Here is a 14,051-nt window from a genome sequence, read left to right as displayed (position 1 = left end):
GAGGCGGCAGGTCGGAGACGCTGGCCACACGGAGGCATGGTGAGTGAATTGCAGAGTGCGCACTGCTTTGTGCTTTGGCTCTGTCAGATTCTTGCAGTCTTCTGTACGGACGTTACGAGCAGGGGCACGACGACGTCAAGGGGTGCCGACGAGGTGGGTGGTTGCGATGGTGGGCCGCGCTCCCGTGCCGACCAGGGAGCGTCTCGCTACGAACTCCACAGGAGCACCCTTGAACGACCGTCGCTCTGCCGGTCCCGCCCTCATCGCGGCAGGTATGTCTGGCTCGCCGGCGTCCGGCAGGTGTCGCCGTCGTCGTTGAACGGGATGGCGTCGTAACCGGTCTGGTCGAGCGGGTCGACGGGGTTCTTGACCCAGTCGCCGCCCACCGGCGTCTACCCGCCGCCGGTCGGAGCGGGGCGGCCCGTCGCCGAGTACAGCTCGTTCCCGCCCGGCGCCTACAACAAGACCTGGGTCGGACGGAGGTCCAGCTGACCATCACCGTCGATCTGGCAGAAAGCGTCAACTGCGCGGGACTCCTGCCCGAGCTGGCTCGTGTCGACCTGATCCGCGGCAGGATCACCGGCCCCGCCGACGATCCGGACACGCTCTACGCTCCGGGCACGAGGGTGGTCCGCTCCTGGGACACCGCCGGGAGGTCCGGCTCGGTCGAGCTGACCTCCACGTTCGTCGCCGAGCACGACGGCTACGTCCGGGTGCGTGGCACCGACGGCAAGCGGAGCCGGCCCGGCTACCTGGGCGCCGACGTCGACCCGACGGGGCCGGCGCAGGATGTCCCCCGGCGAGGCCAACCCCTGGGACGACCTGTGGTTCTACAGCAACCCGATCTTCCTCAGGGTGAGCTGGCCCAGCGGGCTCAGCGACCGGTGAAGACGGGCGTCCGACGGTCCAGGAACGCCGCGACGGCCGCCGTGTGGTCGCTGGTCGAGCCGCACCTGGTCTGTCCGAGCGCCTCGGCCTCGAGGGCCTCGTCGAGGCTCAGGCCGTGCGCCCGCTCGATCAGGCGCTTGCTCTGCGCGAAGGCGGTGGTCGGCCCGTCGGCGAGCTGCCGGGCGAGGGCGGTCGCCCGGGGCAGCACCTCCTCGGCGGCGACCGTCTCGCCGGAGATGCCCCAGCCGATGGCTTCCTCCGCGGTGAAGGTCCGGCCGAACAGGAGGAGCTCCTTCGCCCGTGCGTCCCCGACCGCGCGCGGCAATGTGACGGACAGGCCGGTGTCGAAGGTCAGCCCGATCCCGGCGAACGCGGTGGCCAGCTTGACGCCGGTCGCGAAGACCCGGTGGTCGCAGGCCAGCGCGAGGCCGAGCCCCGCGCCGACACAGGTACCGCCCACAGCGGCGATCACCGGCTTGGGCATGGTCAGCAGGTCCCGCACGATGGGTGTGTAGTGCTCGCGGACCGTGGCGAACGCCGCCTCGGGCCCGTCCGCCAGCGCCTTCGAGTGCTCGCCGAGGTCCTGGCCCAGGCAGAACGCGCTGGCCGACCCGGTGAGGACGACGGCGCGCACCCCCTCGTCGCCGGCCACCTCCGCCACGGCGTCCCGCAGCGCCTCCTTGGCCGCGGCGGTCAGTGCGTTGCGGTGCTCGGGGTCGTTCAGCGTGATGGCCGCTACCGCGGCCGTGCGGTCGACGGTGACGGGGCTGTCGGTCATTGGTCCTCCTGAGGTATGGGCCGCCCCAGCGAGCGGCTCTGCGTCACCACGTCTTTGCGTCACCACGTGTAGAAACCCTGTCCGGTCTTGCGGCCCAGCTCACCGGCCGCGACCTTGTCCCGGAGGAGCCGCGGCGGCGCGAACCGTGGCCCCAGCTCGCGCTCGAGGTGCTCGGCGATGTGCAGCCGGACGTCGAGCCCGACGATATCGGTGGTGCGCAGCGGACCCACCGGGTGCCGGTAGCCCAGCGTCATCGCCGTGTCGATGTCGGCGGCGTCGGCCACGCCGTCCTCCAGCATGCGCATCGCCTCCAGCGCTGTCGCCACACCGAGCCGGCTGCTCGCGAAACCCGGCGAGTCCTTGACGGTGATGGCCGTCTTGCCCAGACCTGCGACCCAGGCCCTGGCGTCCTCGACCAGACCGGGCGCGGTCCGTGGGCCGACCACCACCTCGACCAGCCCGCTGACCGGGACCGGGTTGAAGAAGTGCAGGCCGACCAGGCGGGACGGGTCCGGCAGGGCGCTTGCCAGCCGGTCGATCGACAGGGAGCTGGTGTTGCTACCGATCACGGCGGTGGGGGCAGCGGCGGCGATCGCCCGCAGCACCTCGTGCTTGACCTCGACCAGCTCGGGCACCGCCTCGACGACGAGCGAGCAGTCGGCCAGGGCCGCGGCGTCGGTCACCACCTCGAACGTGCCGGTGACCCGTACGCCCTTGGCCGCCGCCCTGGCGAGGCTCGCCTCGATCCGCACGCGTGCCGCCCGGGCCGACGTCGCGTCGTTCTCGATCACGGTGACGGCCGCTCCGACGAGCGTGAAGGCGTGCGCGATCCCGCCGCCCATACGGCCGCCGCCGTACACGCCGACGGCCCGCGGTACGGCGTCCGCGGTGCGCAGGACGGCGTCGGCGGTGCTGGCCGCGCCCGGGGTACCGGAGGTATCCGCGGTCATCGCCGCTCCTTCCGTCGGTCGAGGAACGCCGTCATGCGGTCGGTCTTGTCCTGCGTCTCGAACAGCACCGCCTGCGCGACGTCGTCGATCAGCGGGTGCGCGTCGCGCGGTGCGTCGAGGACGGACTTGGTGAGCCGCACCGCGAGCGGTGCCTGGGCGGTGATGCGGTCGGCGAGCCGGTGCCCGGCCGCCTCGAGGTCGCCGGCCTCGACGACCTCGTTGAGCAGGCGCACCCCCAGGGCCTCCTGGGCGTCGAGCACCCGACCGGCCAGGAGCACCTCCTTGGCCAGGGGCTCGCCGACGAGCTCCTTCAGCCGCCAGGCCGCGCCGGCCGCCGCGAGGATGCCGAGTCCGGGCTCCGGGTTGCCGATCCGGGTGGCTGGGGTGCCGATCCGGAAGTCGCACGCGTACGCGAGCTCCGCCCCGCCCCCCAGCGCGTACCCGTCGACGAGCGCGACGGTCGGCATCGGCAGCCGGTGGACCCGGTCGAACACGCCGGAGTTGATGCCCGCGAGCGCGTCCTCCCTGCGCCGCTCGCGCAGCTGGGCGATGTCCGCTCCCGCCGCGAACGTGCCGCCGGAGCCGATCAGGAGCGCCACCCGTGGTGCGGCCTCGAGCGCGGCGCACGCGTCGTGCAGCGCCTCGACCATGGCGCGGTCGATCGCGTTGCGGACCTCGGGCCGGTTCAGCCGCAGGACCACCCGGTCGTCGTGCTCCTCGACCACGAGCGGCGCGCTCATGCGTCGTAGTCCACGACTACCGCCGCGCTGACCGGGAACGTCTGGCAGGTGAGGACGAAGCCTGCGGCGACCTCCTCGGGTTCGAGGGCGTAGTTGCGCACCATGTCGACCTCTCCGCCGCGCACCTTCGCGCGGCAGGTGCCGCAGACGCCACCCTTGCAGGCGAAGGGCAGGTCGGCACGGACCTCCTGCGCGGCGTCGAGGAGCCTGGTGTCCTGCGGCATCGCGCTGGTCGTCGACCGGCCGTCGAGGACGACCGTCACCTGGCTCGTCGCCCCCTCGACGACCCGGTCGGCGTGCCGCAGCTCCGGCGGGGGCTCGTCGACGTAGAAGTGCTCCACGTGCACCCGCTCTGCGGGGACCCCGAGCTCGTCCAGCACCGCCCGGGCGTCGGTCAGCATGCCGAACGGCCCGCAGAGCCAGACGTGGTCCATGTCGCCGACCGGGACCACGAGCGTCAGCAGCTTGCGCAGCCGGTCGCCGTCGAGCCGGCCCGAGAACAGCTCGACGTCGCGCGGCTCCCTGGACAGGACGTGGACCAGGTCGAGCTGCTCGCGGTGGACGTTCTTGAGGTCAGCCAGCTCCTCGGCGAACATCACCGAGCTGGTGGTGCGGTTGCCGTAGAGCAGGGTTACCCGCGCGTCCGGGTTGCCCAGCACCGTGGCCGCGATGGAGAGCATCGGCGTGATGCCGGAGCCCGCCGCGATGCACAGGTGCCGTCCGCCGCGGGCCGGGTCGGCCCGGAAGCTGCCGCTCGGCGGCTGCACCTCGACCTGGTCGCCGGGCCGCACCTCGTGCACCAGCCAGGACGAGAACAGGCCGTCGGGGATCTCGCGCACCCCGATCCGCGGGGCGCTGCCAGCGGGCGAGCAGATCGAGTACGTCCGGCGGTGCTCGACGCCGTCGACGGTGCGCCGCAGCGTCAGCGACTGGCCGGCGGCGAAGTCGAAGACGTCAGCCAGGTCGGCGGGCAGGTCGAACGTCACGGCGGCCGCGTCGTCGGTGAGCCGCTCGACGTCGGTCACGGTAAGCGTGTGGAACGTCGTGCGCGAGGCGCGGGCGCCGGCCGGCAGGGTCGCGGTCACGTCAGATCTCCTTCACGTGCTCGAACGGTTCGAGGCAGGCCAGGCAGCGGTACAGCGCCTTGCAGGCGGTGGAGCCGAACTCCGAGCCGACCACGGCGTCGTCGGACCCGCACCGCGGGCAGCGCACGGCCCGGCGCGTGGGCACGAGCCGCAGCGGCACCGGGCCGGCCCGCCCGGGTGCCCGCCCGGGTGGGGAGATCCCGGCAGCCGCGAGCGCCGCCCGCCCGGCCGGCGTGATCCAGTCCGTGGTCCAGGCTGGTTCGAGGACGACCCGCACCCGCGCGTCGGCGAAGCCGGCGGCCCGCAGCTCCCGCACGAGGTCGTCGCGCATGGTCGCCATCGCTGGGCAGCCGGAGTAGGTGGGGGTGATCGCGGCGACGACGGCTCCGTCGTCGTCGATGGCGATGTCGCGCAGGACCCCGAGGTCGACGAGGGTGAGCATCGGCAGCTCTGGGTCGACGACGGCGGACGCGGCGTCCCAGGCCCGGGCGAGCACCGGGTCCCGGGCCAGAGCCTGCTCCCGCGTCGGCTCCCGCGTCGGCTCCCGGCGGAGCGCGGCGGTCACCAGTGCCCCCCGGGGTGCGCGCGGGCGACGACCTGCATCTCGGCGAGCATCCTGCTCAGCACCTCGGTGTGGCGCCCGTCGCGGCCCTTGCGGCCCTGCACCCCCGCGAGCGGCGGCAGGGCCGGCCGGTCGACGCCGCTCGCCGCCAGCACCTGGTCGAGGACGACGTCGACGTCGGCGGCGAGGCCTGCCGGGTCGACCCCGACACCGGCCTCGGCCGTCTCGCGCTCGACGCCGTGCGTCTCGAACAGCTCGGTCCAGTACGGCCAGAGCGTGTCGAGCCCGGCGAGCAGCCGCCGCCGGGACTCGTCGGTGCCGCGGGCCAGGGTCAGGAACCAGCGGCCGGCGAAGTCCCGGTGGTAGGTGAGCTCCTTGACGGCCTTGGCGGCCACCGCCGCGAGCACGGCGTCCCGGCTGTGCGCGAGCTCCTCGAAGAGCGCGAGGCGCCACGTGGAGAAGAGCAGGATCCGGGTGATGGTCTCGGCGAAGTCGCCGCCCGGGATCTCTACCAGCCGCACGTTGCGGAACCGCAGGTCGTCGCGGAAGAACGCCAGCCGGTCCTCGTCGGGAACCGGTGAGCCCGCCGGAAGGGTGGGGACCTGCGTGCCGTCAGCGGCCGCCGCCCGCGCGAGCAGCAGGCGCGCCTGGCCGAGGAGGTCGAGCGCGATGTTCGAGAGCGCGATGTCCTCCTCGAGGTCGGGCGCGTTGCTGCACCACTCGGCGAGGCGCTGGGACAGCACCAGGGCGTCGTCGCCGAGCATCAGACAGTACGTCGCCAGCGCCGCCGGGTCGACGCCGTCGGGCACCGTGGTGTCCACGCCGGCCAGCGGGTCCTCGAAGTCGGTGCCGAACGCCCAGCGGGCGTCGCCCACGAGCAACCCCGAGTAGGCGTTGTCGTGGTCGTCTGGTTCGTGGGTCCGGACGTCGGGCATGCGGTGGTCCTCCTCCCTGTGGGCGCTGCTCACATGTGCGGTACGTCGGCGGGGATGTCGTAGAACGTGGGGTGCCGGTAGACCTTGTCCCCGCTGGGCGCGAACAGGGGGTCCTTCTCGTCCGGGCTGGACGCGGTGATCGCGGACGAGCGCACGACCCAGATGCTCACGCCCTCGTTGCGGCGGGTGTAGACGTCGCGGGCGTGGCGCAGCGCGAGCTGGTCGTCCGGCGCGTGCAGCGAACCGACGTGGACGTGGTTGAGGCCGCGCTTGCCGCGGACGAACACCTCGTAGAGCGGCCACTCGCCGCTGATCTGGCCGCTCATGCCGGTTCGGTCCCGTCGTTGTCGTTGTCGTTGTCGTCGGTGCCGGTGCCGGTGCCGTTCGCGAAGGCGAGCGCCGCCTCCCGGACCCAGGCGCCCTCGTCCCAGGCCCGCTTGCGGTGGGCCACGCGCTGGGTGTTGCACGGCCCGTTCCCCTTGACGACGGCCCAGAGCTCGTCCCAGTCCGGCTGCCCGAAGTCGTGCGCGCCACGCTCCGCGTTCCAGACCAGGTCCGGGTCCGGCAGGGTCACGCCGAGCGCGGCGGCCTGGGGCACCGTCATGTCGACGAAGCGCTGGCGCAGCTCGTCGTTGGTGTGGGTCTTGACGCCCCACGCCATGGACTGCGCGGTGTTGGGCGACGCGTCGTCCGGCGGGCCGAACATCATCAGCGAGGGCCACCAGAACCGGTCGACGGACTCCTGGACCATGGCGCGCTGCTCGTCGGTGCCGCGCATCATCGTCGCCAGCAGCTCGTAGCCCTGCCGCTGGTGGAACGACTCCTCCTTGCAGATGCGGATCATGGCCCGGCCGTAGGGGCCGAACGAGGTGCGGCACAGGGGCACCTGGTTGCAGATGGCCGCGCCGTCGACCAGCCAGCCGATGGTGCCCATGTCGGCGTACGAGAGCGTGGGGTAGTTGAAGATCGAGGAGTACTTCTGCCTGCCGCTGATCAGCATCTCGGTGAGCTCCTGGCGCGAGACGCCGAGCGTCTCCGCGGCCGAGTAGAGGTAGAGGCCGTGCCCCGCCTCGTCCTGGACCTTGGCGAGCAGGATGGCCTTGCGCCGCAGCGAGGGCGCACGGCTGATCCAGCTGCCCTCCGGCTGCATCCCGATGATCTCGGAGTGGGCGTGCTGGGCGACCTGCCGCACCAGCGTCCTGCGGTAGGCGTCCGGCATCCAGTCGCGCGGCTCGATGCGGTCCTTGCGGGCGATCACGGCCTGGAAGCGGGCCTCGAGCTGCGCCTCGCTCTCAGGCTCCGCCTTCGGATCTGCCTCAGGATCTGCCTCAGGCTCTGGCTCGGCGACTACCGACATGGGGGACCTCCGCTGGGCGACTGCTGCTATTTACCGACCGAACGTTCTGTAATACATTGACACAGGCACAGCGGGTAGCACAACGGCCCGGGCAGACCGATCTGGAGGGATGCGCACAGTGAGCACACAGCTGGAGAGCTATGTCGCGGGCAGCTGGTTCCGCGGGACCGACGGCGGCGAACCCGTCCTCGACGCCGTGACCGGCGACGAGGTCACCCGCGTCTCGAGCCACGGCCTCGACTTCGCCGCGCTGGTGGCGCACGCGCGCCAGGTCGGCGGCCCGGCGATCCAGGCCCTGACGTTCCACGAGCGCGCGACGCTGCTCAAACAGCTGGCCCTGCACCTGGGCGGCCGCAAGGACGACTTCTACGCCGTGTCCCTGCGCACGGGGGCCACGCGGCGTGACTCGCAGGTCGACATCGACGGCGGCATCGGCACGCTGTTCAGCTACGCGAGCAAGGGCAAGCGCGAGCTCCCGGACGACACCGTGCACCTCGACGGCGCCCTCGAACCGCTCGGCAAGGGCGGCGCCTTCGTCGGCCAGCACCTGTACACCTCGCGCCCCGGCGTCGCCGTGCAGATCAACGCCTTCAACTTCCCCGTGTGGGGCATGCTGGAGAAGCTCGCGCCCGCCTTCCTCGCGGGTCTGCCCAGCATCGTCAAGCCGGGCAGCCAGACGGCGTACCTCACCGAGGCGGTGGTCCGGCAGATCATCGCCTCCGGCATCCTGCCCGCCGGCAGCCTCCAGCTGGTCTGCGGCAGCGCGGGCACCCTGCTGGACGAGCTCGGCGAGCAGGACGCCGTCGCGTTCACCGGCTCGGCGCACACCGCCGCGATCCTGCGCGAGCACCCGGCGGTGCTGCACCGCGGCGTCCGGCTGGGGGTCGAGGCCGACTCGCTGAACTGCTCGATCCTCGGCCCCGACGTGACGGTGGAGGACCCGGAGCTCGACCTGTTCGTCAAGGGCGTCGTCACCGAGATGACCGTCAAGGCCGGCCAGAAGTGCACGGCGATCCGGCGCGTCATCGTCCCGGAGCCGATCGTCGACGCCGTGGTCGACGCGATCAGCGCGCGCCTGGGCCGGATCACCGTCGGCGACCCCGCCGACCAGAGCGTCCGGATGGGCGCGCTCGCCAGCCTCGGCCAGCGCGACGAGGTGCGCAAGGCCATCGAGGCGCTGCGCACCTCCGCCGACATCGTCTACGGCGACCCGGCGCGCGTCGACGTCGTGGGCGCCGACGCCGAGCGTGGCGCGTTCCTCTCCCCCGTGCTGCTGCGGGCCCGCCCCGGCGCCGCCGAGCCCCACGAGGTGGAGCCGTTCGGCCCGGTCGCCACCGTGCTCACCTACGGGTCGGTCCACGAGGCGGTCGAGCTGGCCGCTCGCGGAAAGGGCAGCCTGGTGGCGTCGCTGATCACCCACGACCCGCAGGTCGCCCGCGAGGTGGCCCGCGGGCTCGCCCCCTGGCACGGCCGGCTGCTGATCCTCGACCGCGACGACGCCGCCGAGTCGACCGGCCATGGCAGCCCGCTGCCGATGCTCGTGCACGGCGGCCCCGGCCGAGCGGGCGGCGGTGAGGAGCTGGGCGGCATCCGCGCGGTGCTGCACCACATGCAGCGCACAGCCGTCCAGGGCTCGCCCGACATGCTCACGGCGATCACCGGCCGGTGGACGACGGGGTCCCGGCGGGTGCTCGACGGCGTGCACCCGTTCCGCAAGTCGCTGGCCGAGCTGCGGATCGGCGACACCATCGAGACGGCCTCCCGGACGGTCACGCTCGACGACATCGACCACTTCGCGGAGTTCACCGGCGACACCTTCTATGCGCACACCGACCCGGAGGCCGCAGCGGCGAACCCGTTCTTCGGCGGCATCGTCGCGCACGGCTACCTCGTGGTGTCCCTGGCCGCCGGGCTCTTCGTGGACCCGGACCCCGGCCCGGTGCTCGCCAACTTCGGCGTCGACCGCCTGCGGTTCCTCACCCCGGTCAAGGCGGGCGACACCATCTGGGTGAGCCTGACCGTCAAGCAGCTGACGCCGCGCAGCTCGGCCGACTACGGCGAGGTGCGCTGGGACGCGACGGTCACCAACCAGGACGACGAGCAGGTGGCCACCTACGACGTGCTGACGCTGGTCGCGAAGGACCGCCGGTGAGTGGTCGGTAGAACGTCAGGTGTTCGGTAACCCGAGTTGCCGAACACCTGACGTCTTGCCGACCACTCACCGGCGGTCCTGGACCTGCCCGTCTGGGACGATATTCGGATGAGCACTTTCGGCACCTCGACGGCCGCACCCGGCCGCCGCCCGCGCGGACGTCCGGGCCACGACCGCGAGGCGGTGCTGCGGACGGCCATCGACCTCTTCATCCGCCGCGGGTTCGACGCGACGTCGATCAGCGACCTCGCCGCCGAGCTCGGCGTCACCAAGTCGGCGGTCTACCACCACTTCGCCAGCAAGGAAGCGCTGCTGTCGGCCGCGCTCGACGAGGCGCTGGAAGGGCTGAGCTCGGCGGTCGAGGCAGCGGCGACCGCGACCGACGGCGAGCGCAGCTCCGTACGGCTGCGGACCACCGTCGAGGCGGCGGTCCGCATCCTTGCCGGCAATCTCCCCGCCGTCACGCTCCTGCTGCGGGTTCGCGGCAACAGCGACGTCGAGCGGGCGGCGATGGAGCGGCGCCGGCACATCGACGAACGCCTGGCCGCCCTGGTCCGCCAGGCGGCGGCGGACGGTGACCTGCGGGGCGACGTCGACCCAGACATCGTCAGCCGGCTCATCTTCGGCATGGTCAACTCCCTGGCCGACTGGTACCGGCCCGACGGGCCGGTACGCGAGGACGCGCTGGCCGCCACGATCTCCAGCGTGCTCTTCGAGGGCCTGCGACCCTCGCCGACCGGCCCGGTGCTAGCGTGAACGGATGGCCGGGCGGACCGGGTTCCGGGCGGTAGCAGGGGGTTCTGCGATGAGACATGGACAGCACGCCTCAGCAGCCGATCTGCTGACCGACGACCACCGCGAGTACCTCCACAAGACCTACCGGCAGCTCCACCAGCACCCTGAGCTGTCCATGCAGGAGCACCGGACGGCCGACCTCGTGGCCGCCGACCTCGCGGCCTTCGGCATCGAGACGATCCGCTGCGGAGGTACCGGCGTCGTCGGCGTCCTGCGCAACGGCGACGGTCCGACCGTCGCGTTCCGCGCGGACATCGACGGCCTGCCGATCGCCGAGGACACCGGCCTGCCCTACGCGAGCACGGCCGTCGGGACGCTTCCGGACGGCACTGCCGTGCCGGTCATGCACGGCTGCGGCCACGACGCGCACGCCGCGTCGCTGCTGACCGCGGCCCGCATCCTCGCGGACGCCACCGACGACTGGTCCGGCACGGTCGTGCTCATCTTCCAGCCCGGTGAGGAGACTGCCGCGGGAGCCGCGGCCATGGTCGACGACGGGCTCTGGAACAAGGCCCCGAGACCGGAGGTGGTCTACGGGCAGCACGTGCTGCCCGGCCTGGCCGGCACGGTGTCCTACACCCATGGCCACCCGATGACGCAGGCCGACTCGTGGAAGGTCACCCTGCACGGCAAGCAGGCGCACGGTTCACAGCCGCAGGACTCCACCGACCCGATAGTGCTCGGGGCCGCGATCATCACCCGCGTCCAGACGATCGTCTCCCGCGAGGTCGACCCACGCCGCGCCGCCGTCGTCACCGTCGGCACCTTCCACGGCGGGCTGAAGGAGAACATCATCCCGGACCGTGCCGAGCTCACGCTCAACGTGCGCACGTTCGACGAGGCCGTCCGTGAGCAGGTGCTGAGCGCCCTGCGCCGGATCATCTCGGCCGAGGCGGCGGCCTCGGGTGCGCCGGAGCCCGAGATCGAGGTGCTGTCGACCTTCCCGCCGAACCACAACGACCCCGCCGCCACCGACGCCCTCGGCGAGGCCCTGCGCGGGGAGTTCGGCGACGACCTCGTCGAGGGCTCCCCCGTCATGGCGTCGGAGGACTTCGGCCTGCTCGCCACGGCGATCGGGGTGCCGTCGGTCTACTGGTTCTTCGGCGCGTTCACCCCGGAGACGCTGGGTTCCGCCGCCGTCCCGGTCAACCACTCCCCGCGATTCGCCCCGGCCCTGGAACCGACGCTGTCGACCGGCACCCGGTCCGCGCTCACGGCGATCCTCTCCCGCGTCGGCCACCATGCCTGAGCCGACGCCGATACCGGCGCCAATACCGACGCCGATACCGGCGCCGACGCCGACGACAGGAGCCGGCCGGCCGTGAACGTCATGTTCGTGCTCGACCTGATCGGCGTGTTCTTCTTCGCCGTGTCGGGGTCGCTCCTGGCCGCGCGCCGTGACTTCGACATCGTCGGGTCGGTCATGCTGGCCTCGCTCGTCGGCCTCGGCGGCGGCGTCATCCGGGACCTGGTCATCAACCAGGGCGTGCCGAACGCCTTCCAGCAGCCGCTCTACGTCGTCCCGCCGCTCCTGGCCGCCCTGACGGTCTACCTGCACGTCTTCGGAGTACGGCGGCTGCGCCGCACGCTGTTGCTGTTCGACGCCGGCGGCCTGGCGCTGTTCTGCGTCACCGGCACGCTCACGGCGCTGGAGTCCGGGATGGGCGCGGTGACGTCCGTGCTGCTGGGCCTCACGACCGCGGTCGGCGGCGGCGTCATGCGGGACGTCGTCGCCAACGAGATCCCCCAGGTGTTCCGGCCTCAGGGTCTCTACGCGATCCCCGCGGTGGCCGGTGCCGCGCTGACGTCGCTGCTCTGGAACCTCGACTGGTTCAACGTCGTCACCGGGAGCGCCGTCGCGGCGCTGGTGTTCGCCGCGCGAGGGCTGTCCCTGCGCCACCGCTGGCGGGTCCCGCTGGCCGGCCGGGCCGGCTCCGGCGGCATGCCGTAGCGCCCTACAGTGTCGGCATGACGACGCCGTGGACGATCACGCTGGGTGCTCTGGACGAGAAGCTGGGCATCCAGGTCCTGGAGCAGTCGGCGCGTCGTGGCCACCATGCCGGTGGCGGGGAACACCCAGTCGCTCGGTCGCTTGCACGGCGGTGCGACCGCCGCGTTCACGGAGGCGCTGGGGTCGTGGTGCGCACTGATCCACGCGAGCACGCTGGACAAGGTGTGCGCCGGCGTGGACCTGAACATCACGCACCACCGGGGCGCGACGGACGGGCTGCTGACCGGCACGGCGACTCCCGTGCACCTGGGGCGGACCATCACGTCGCACGAGATCGTCGTCACCGACGAGCAGGGCCGCCGCATCTGCACGGCACGGATCACCAACCAGCTCATCGAGCCCCGCTGACGCGGTTCGGGTCCTGCCGGTCAGGCGGCTTCGACGTCCGGCGAGGGTAGGGCCTCGATGGCTTCGGGCAGGTGGATGCGATGCCCGCGGGCGTCGGTGAACGCCCACCCGGTCTCGACCAGCACGCCGACGGCGCCGGTGCCCTGTGCGGGCTTGCCGGTCCAGTGCATGACGATGCCACGCGCGTCGACGAGCTGATGGTGGAACCAGCACAGCAACGCACTGTTCGCGACCGACGTCTCTCCGCCGTCGGCCCAATGGGTCACCGCGTGGTGGACCTCGCATCGTGAGGGCGGCTGATCACACCCCGGATAGACACAATGCTCGTCCCGGGCGATGACCGCGCGACGCATCTGCCCGGTCACGGTCCGCTGCGCGCGACCCACGTCCAGTGCCGCACCGTCGGGTCCGAACACGATCCGAGTGACCGCACTGTCACACGCCAACCGACGCAACAGTGCTCGTGGTGCACGACCGCCGGTCTCGGTGAACACGGGACCACCCGCTGACAGCAACCCGGACACCGACGCCGCACCCGCCACACCCGAACCCACCGGGCCACCAGCTGCGCGTGCCCGGCTCCCGCGTGCGGGCGTGGCCTGTCCGCAGGTGAGGCACAGGCCGTCGCGGGTGCGGGTGACCTGGGTGACCAGCTCCGTCCAGGACACGGTGACGTTCAGGTGCGGCGCGATCGCGGCCCCCGGGGACGCCTGGTTGGTGTCCAGCACCACACGGGCCACGTCCGCCAGGCCTTGCGCCCGACGCTGCGCGGGCGTCCGGGAGTCCTCGGCCGCGGGCACGCCCGTCACCGCGGTGATCGCGGTCGAGACCAGCAGGCCGTGCTCGTCGGTCAGGAACCCCGCCACGTGATACCCGCCAAACGTCTTGGACAGGTCCAGGAACTCGCCCTGCGCGGCCTTGTCCTCCTCCACATCATCAGTGTCCGGATCGGTCACGGTGGCGAACCGGCGCGCCACCACACGGAACTGGTCCGCGTTGAGCACATTCGCCTCCCGCAACACCAGGCCCTCCCCGGTCACCAGCGTCCCGTCAGCGATCGCGCCCTCCAGCACCGCGGTGACCTGTTCACGGGTGCGAATCCCGTCCGGGTCGTCCACCGGATCCGGGAAGTCCACGGACACGGTCTGCACGAACTGCTCCGGGGTGGTCGTCTCCCCCGTGCGGGTATCGATGAGCCAGGCCAACGCGTCCGTACGCGTCTCGCTCGTCGGGGCGACCTCGGTCATCACCCGCGCGTGATCCGCACCCAGGGTCCCCGCGACCAGGCGCTCCCGCGTCACCGGCAACGCCGTGGCCAGGCGACGCGCCATCGTCATGTCCTTGCCCGCCGCCGCCGCCGAGATGCCCTCACGCACCCGCAACCACGACGTGAACGTGCGCGCCGTACCACCCGACCGCCACGAACCCTCAGCCTCGATCCGCGGCAACA

16 protein-coding genes are annotated in these 14,051 nt (G+C 72.3%); 6 read left to right on the top strand and 10 right to left on the bottom strand.

The genetic code is table 11. From position 1 onward, the window contains the following. Positions 1–260 precede the first annotated feature (260 nt). Positions 261–386, bottom strand: coding sequence for a hypothetical protein (locus APR04_RS30675; RefSeq protein WP_301312839.1), 126 nt, complete (start codon positions 384–386; stop codon positions 261–263). Positions 387–717: 331 nt separating this feature from the next. Here APR04_RS30675 and APR04_RS22010 point away from each other — a divergent pair, with 331 nt between their 5' ends. Continuing rightward, positions 718–888, top strand: coding sequence for a hypothetical protein (locus tag APR04_RS22010; RefSeq protein ID WP_253874308.1), 171 nt, complete (start codon positions 718–720; stop codon positions 886–888). On the opposite strand, the gene APR04_RS22005 is transcribed toward APR04_RS22010, so the two are convergent. The 8 genes from APR04_RS22005 to paaA are packed head-to-tail and all read right to left on the bottom strand — an operon-like array spanning position 875 to position 7,295. Next, positions 875–1,666 (bottom strand): enoyl-CoA hydratase/isomerase family protein, encoded by a 792-nt coding sequence (locus APR04_RS22005; protein WP_253874306.1) that lies wholly within the window; start codon positions 1,664–1,666, stop codon positions 875–877. The two genes, APR04_RS22010 and APR04_RS22005, sit on opposite strands and share 14 nt — an antisense overlap. Before the next feature lie 59 nt (positions 1,667–1,725). Next, the gene (locus APR04_RS22000; protein ID WP_301312838.1) at positions 1,726–2,616 is read right to left on the bottom strand and encodes a 3-hydroxyacyl-CoA dehydrogenase family protein; all 891 of its coding nucleotides are present in this window, start codon (positions 2,614–2,616) and stop codon (positions 1,726–1,728) included. Then, complete coding sequence (locus tag APR04_RS21995) at positions 2,613–3,356, bottom strand: enoyl-CoA hydratase/isomerase family protein (RefSeq protein WP_253874304.1); 744 nt, start codon at positions 3,354–3,356, stop codon at positions 2,613–2,615. Before APR04_RS21995 ends, APR04_RS22000 begins: the two co-directional genes overlap by 4 nt. Next, positions 3,353–4,441, bottom strand: coding sequence for a 1,2-phenylacetyl-CoA epoxidase subunit PaaE (gene paaE, locus APR04_RS21990; protein ID WP_253874302.1), 1,089 nt, complete (start codon positions 4,439–4,441; stop codon positions 3,353–3,355). The genes APR04_RS21995 and paaE overlap by 4 nt, the downstream gene beginning before the upstream one ends. 1 nt (position 4,442) lies before the next feature. Further along, positions 4,443–4,952 (bottom strand): 1,2-phenylacetyl-CoA epoxidase subunit PaaD, encoded by a 510-nt coding sequence (paaD, locus tag APR04_RS21985; RefSeq protein ID WP_301312846.1) that lies wholly within the window; start codon positions 4,950–4,952, stop codon positions 4,443–4,445. Between the two features lie 50 nt (positions 4,953–5,002). Continuing rightward, positions 5,003–5,938 (bottom strand): 1,2-phenylacetyl-CoA epoxidase subunit PaaC, encoded by a 936-nt coding sequence (gene paaC, locus APR04_RS21980; RefSeq protein ID WP_253874300.1) that lies wholly within the window; start codon positions 5,936–5,938, stop codon positions 5,003–5,005. Positions 5,939–5,967: 29 nt separating this feature from the next. Next, entirely contained in the window at positions 5,968–6,264 is a 297-nt protein-coding gene (paaB, locus tag APR04_RS21975; RefSeq protein WP_253874299.1) for a 1,2-phenylacetyl-CoA epoxidase subunit PaaB, read from the bottom strand. Next, positions 6,261–7,295: a 1,2-phenylacetyl-CoA epoxidase subunit PaaA gene (paaA, locus tag APR04_RS21970; protein ID WP_253874297.1), complete on the bottom strand. Its 1,035-nt coding sequence runs from the start codon at positions 7,293–7,295 to the stop codon at positions 6,261–6,263. The genes paaB and paaA overlap by 4 nt, the downstream gene beginning before the upstream one ends. 109 nt (positions 7,296–7,404) lie before the next feature. Here paaA and paaZ point away from each other — a divergent pair, with 109 nt between their 5' ends. The 5 genes from paaZ (at position 7,405) to APR04_RS21945 (ending at position 12,601) form a co-directional block, all read left to right on the top strand. After that, positions 7,405–9,447, top strand: coding sequence for a phenylacetic acid degradation bifunctional protein PaaZ (gene paaZ, locus APR04_RS21965; RefSeq protein ID WP_253874295.1), 2,043 nt, complete (start codon positions 7,405–7,407; stop codon positions 9,445–9,447). Positions 9,448–9,555: 108 nt separating this feature from the next. After that, the gene (locus APR04_RS21960; protein WP_253874293.1) at positions 9,556–10,203 is read left to right on the top strand and encodes a TetR/AcrR family transcriptional regulator; all 648 of its coding nucleotides are present in this window, start codon (positions 9,556–9,558) and stop codon (positions 10,201–10,203) included. Between the two features lie 49 nt (positions 10,204–10,252). Further along, on the top strand, positions 10,253–11,491 hold the full coding sequence (locus APR04_RS21955; RefSeq protein ID WP_253874291.1) for an amidohydrolase: 1,239 nt from the start codon (positions 10,253–10,255) through the stop codon (positions 11,489–11,491). An 81-nt stretch (positions 11,492–11,572) separates the two neighbouring features. Then, a complete protein-coding gene (locus tag APR04_RS21950) occupies positions 11,573–12,193 on the top strand; it encodes a trimeric intracellular cation channel family protein (protein WP_253874567.1) in 621 nt (206 codons plus the stop codon). A gap of 105 nt (positions 12,194–12,298) precedes the next feature. Beyond that, positions 12,299–12,601: a hotdog fold thioesterase gene (locus APR04_RS21945; protein WP_308292388.1), complete on the top strand. Its 303-nt coding sequence runs from the start codon at positions 12,299–12,301 to the stop codon at positions 12,599–12,601. Between the two features lie 20 nt (positions 12,602–12,621). Here APR04_RS21945 and APR04_RS21940 read toward each other — a convergent pair. Beyond that, a partial coding sequence (locus APR04_RS21940; RefSeq protein ID WP_253874289.1) for an HNH endonuclease signature motif containing protein occupies positions 12,622–14,051 on the bottom strand: 1,430 nt, incomplete at its 5' end.

This window comes from Promicromonospora umidemergens (genome assembly GCF_024171995.1).
GTDB lineage: Bacteria > Actinomycetota > Actinomycetes > Actinomycetales > Cellulomonadaceae > Promicromonospora > Promicromonospora umidemergens.
Note: the sequence above shows the minus strand (reverse complement) of the source record. Positions and strands in the feature narration are given on the sequence as shown.

Bases quoted from the DNA above. Each gene is read 5' to 3' on its own strand.
- APR04_RS22005 (WP_253874306.1), bottom strand. From the start codon at position 1,666: ATGACCGACAGCCCCGTCACCGTCGACCGCACGGCCGCGGTAGCGGCC.
- APR04_RS22000 (WP_301312838.1), bottom strand. From the start codon at position 2,616: ATGACCGCGGATACCTCCGGTACCCCGGGCGCGGCCAGCACCGCCGAC.
- APR04_RS21995 (WP_253874304.1), bottom strand. From the start codon at position 3,356: ATGAGCGCGCCGCTCGTGGTCGAGGAGCACGACGACCGGGTGGTCCTG.
- paaC (WP_253874300.1), bottom strand. From the start codon at position 5,938: ATGCCCGACGTCCGGACCCACGAACCAGACGACCACGACAACGCCTAC.
- paaB (WP_253874299.1), bottom strand. From the start codon at position 6,264: ATGAGCGGCCAGATCAGCGGCGAGTGGCCGCTCTACGAGGTGTTCGTC.
- paaA (WP_253874297.1), bottom strand. From the start codon at position 7,295: ATGTCGGTAGTCGCCGAGCCAGAGCCTGAGGCAGATCCTGAGGCAGAT.
- paaZ (WP_253874295.1), top strand. From the start codon at position 7,405: ATGCGCACAGTGAGCACACAGCTGGAGAGCTATGTCGCGGGCAGCTGG.
- APR04_RS21960 (WP_253874293.1), top strand. From the start codon at position 9,556: ATGAGCACTTTCGGCACCTCGACGGCCGCACCCGGCCGCCGCCCGCGC.
- APR04_RS21955 (WP_253874291.1), top strand. From the start codon at position 10,253: ATGAGACATGGACAGCACGCCTCAGCAGCCGATCTGCTGACCGACGAC.
- APR04_RS21950 (WP_253874567.1), top strand. From the start codon at position 11,573: ATGTTCGTGCTCGACCTGATCGGCGTGTTCTTCTTCGCCGTGTCGGGG.
- APR04_RS21945 (WP_308292388.1), top strand. From the start codon at position 12,299: ATGCCGGTGGCGGGGAACACCCAGTCGCTCGGTCGCTTGCACGGCGGT.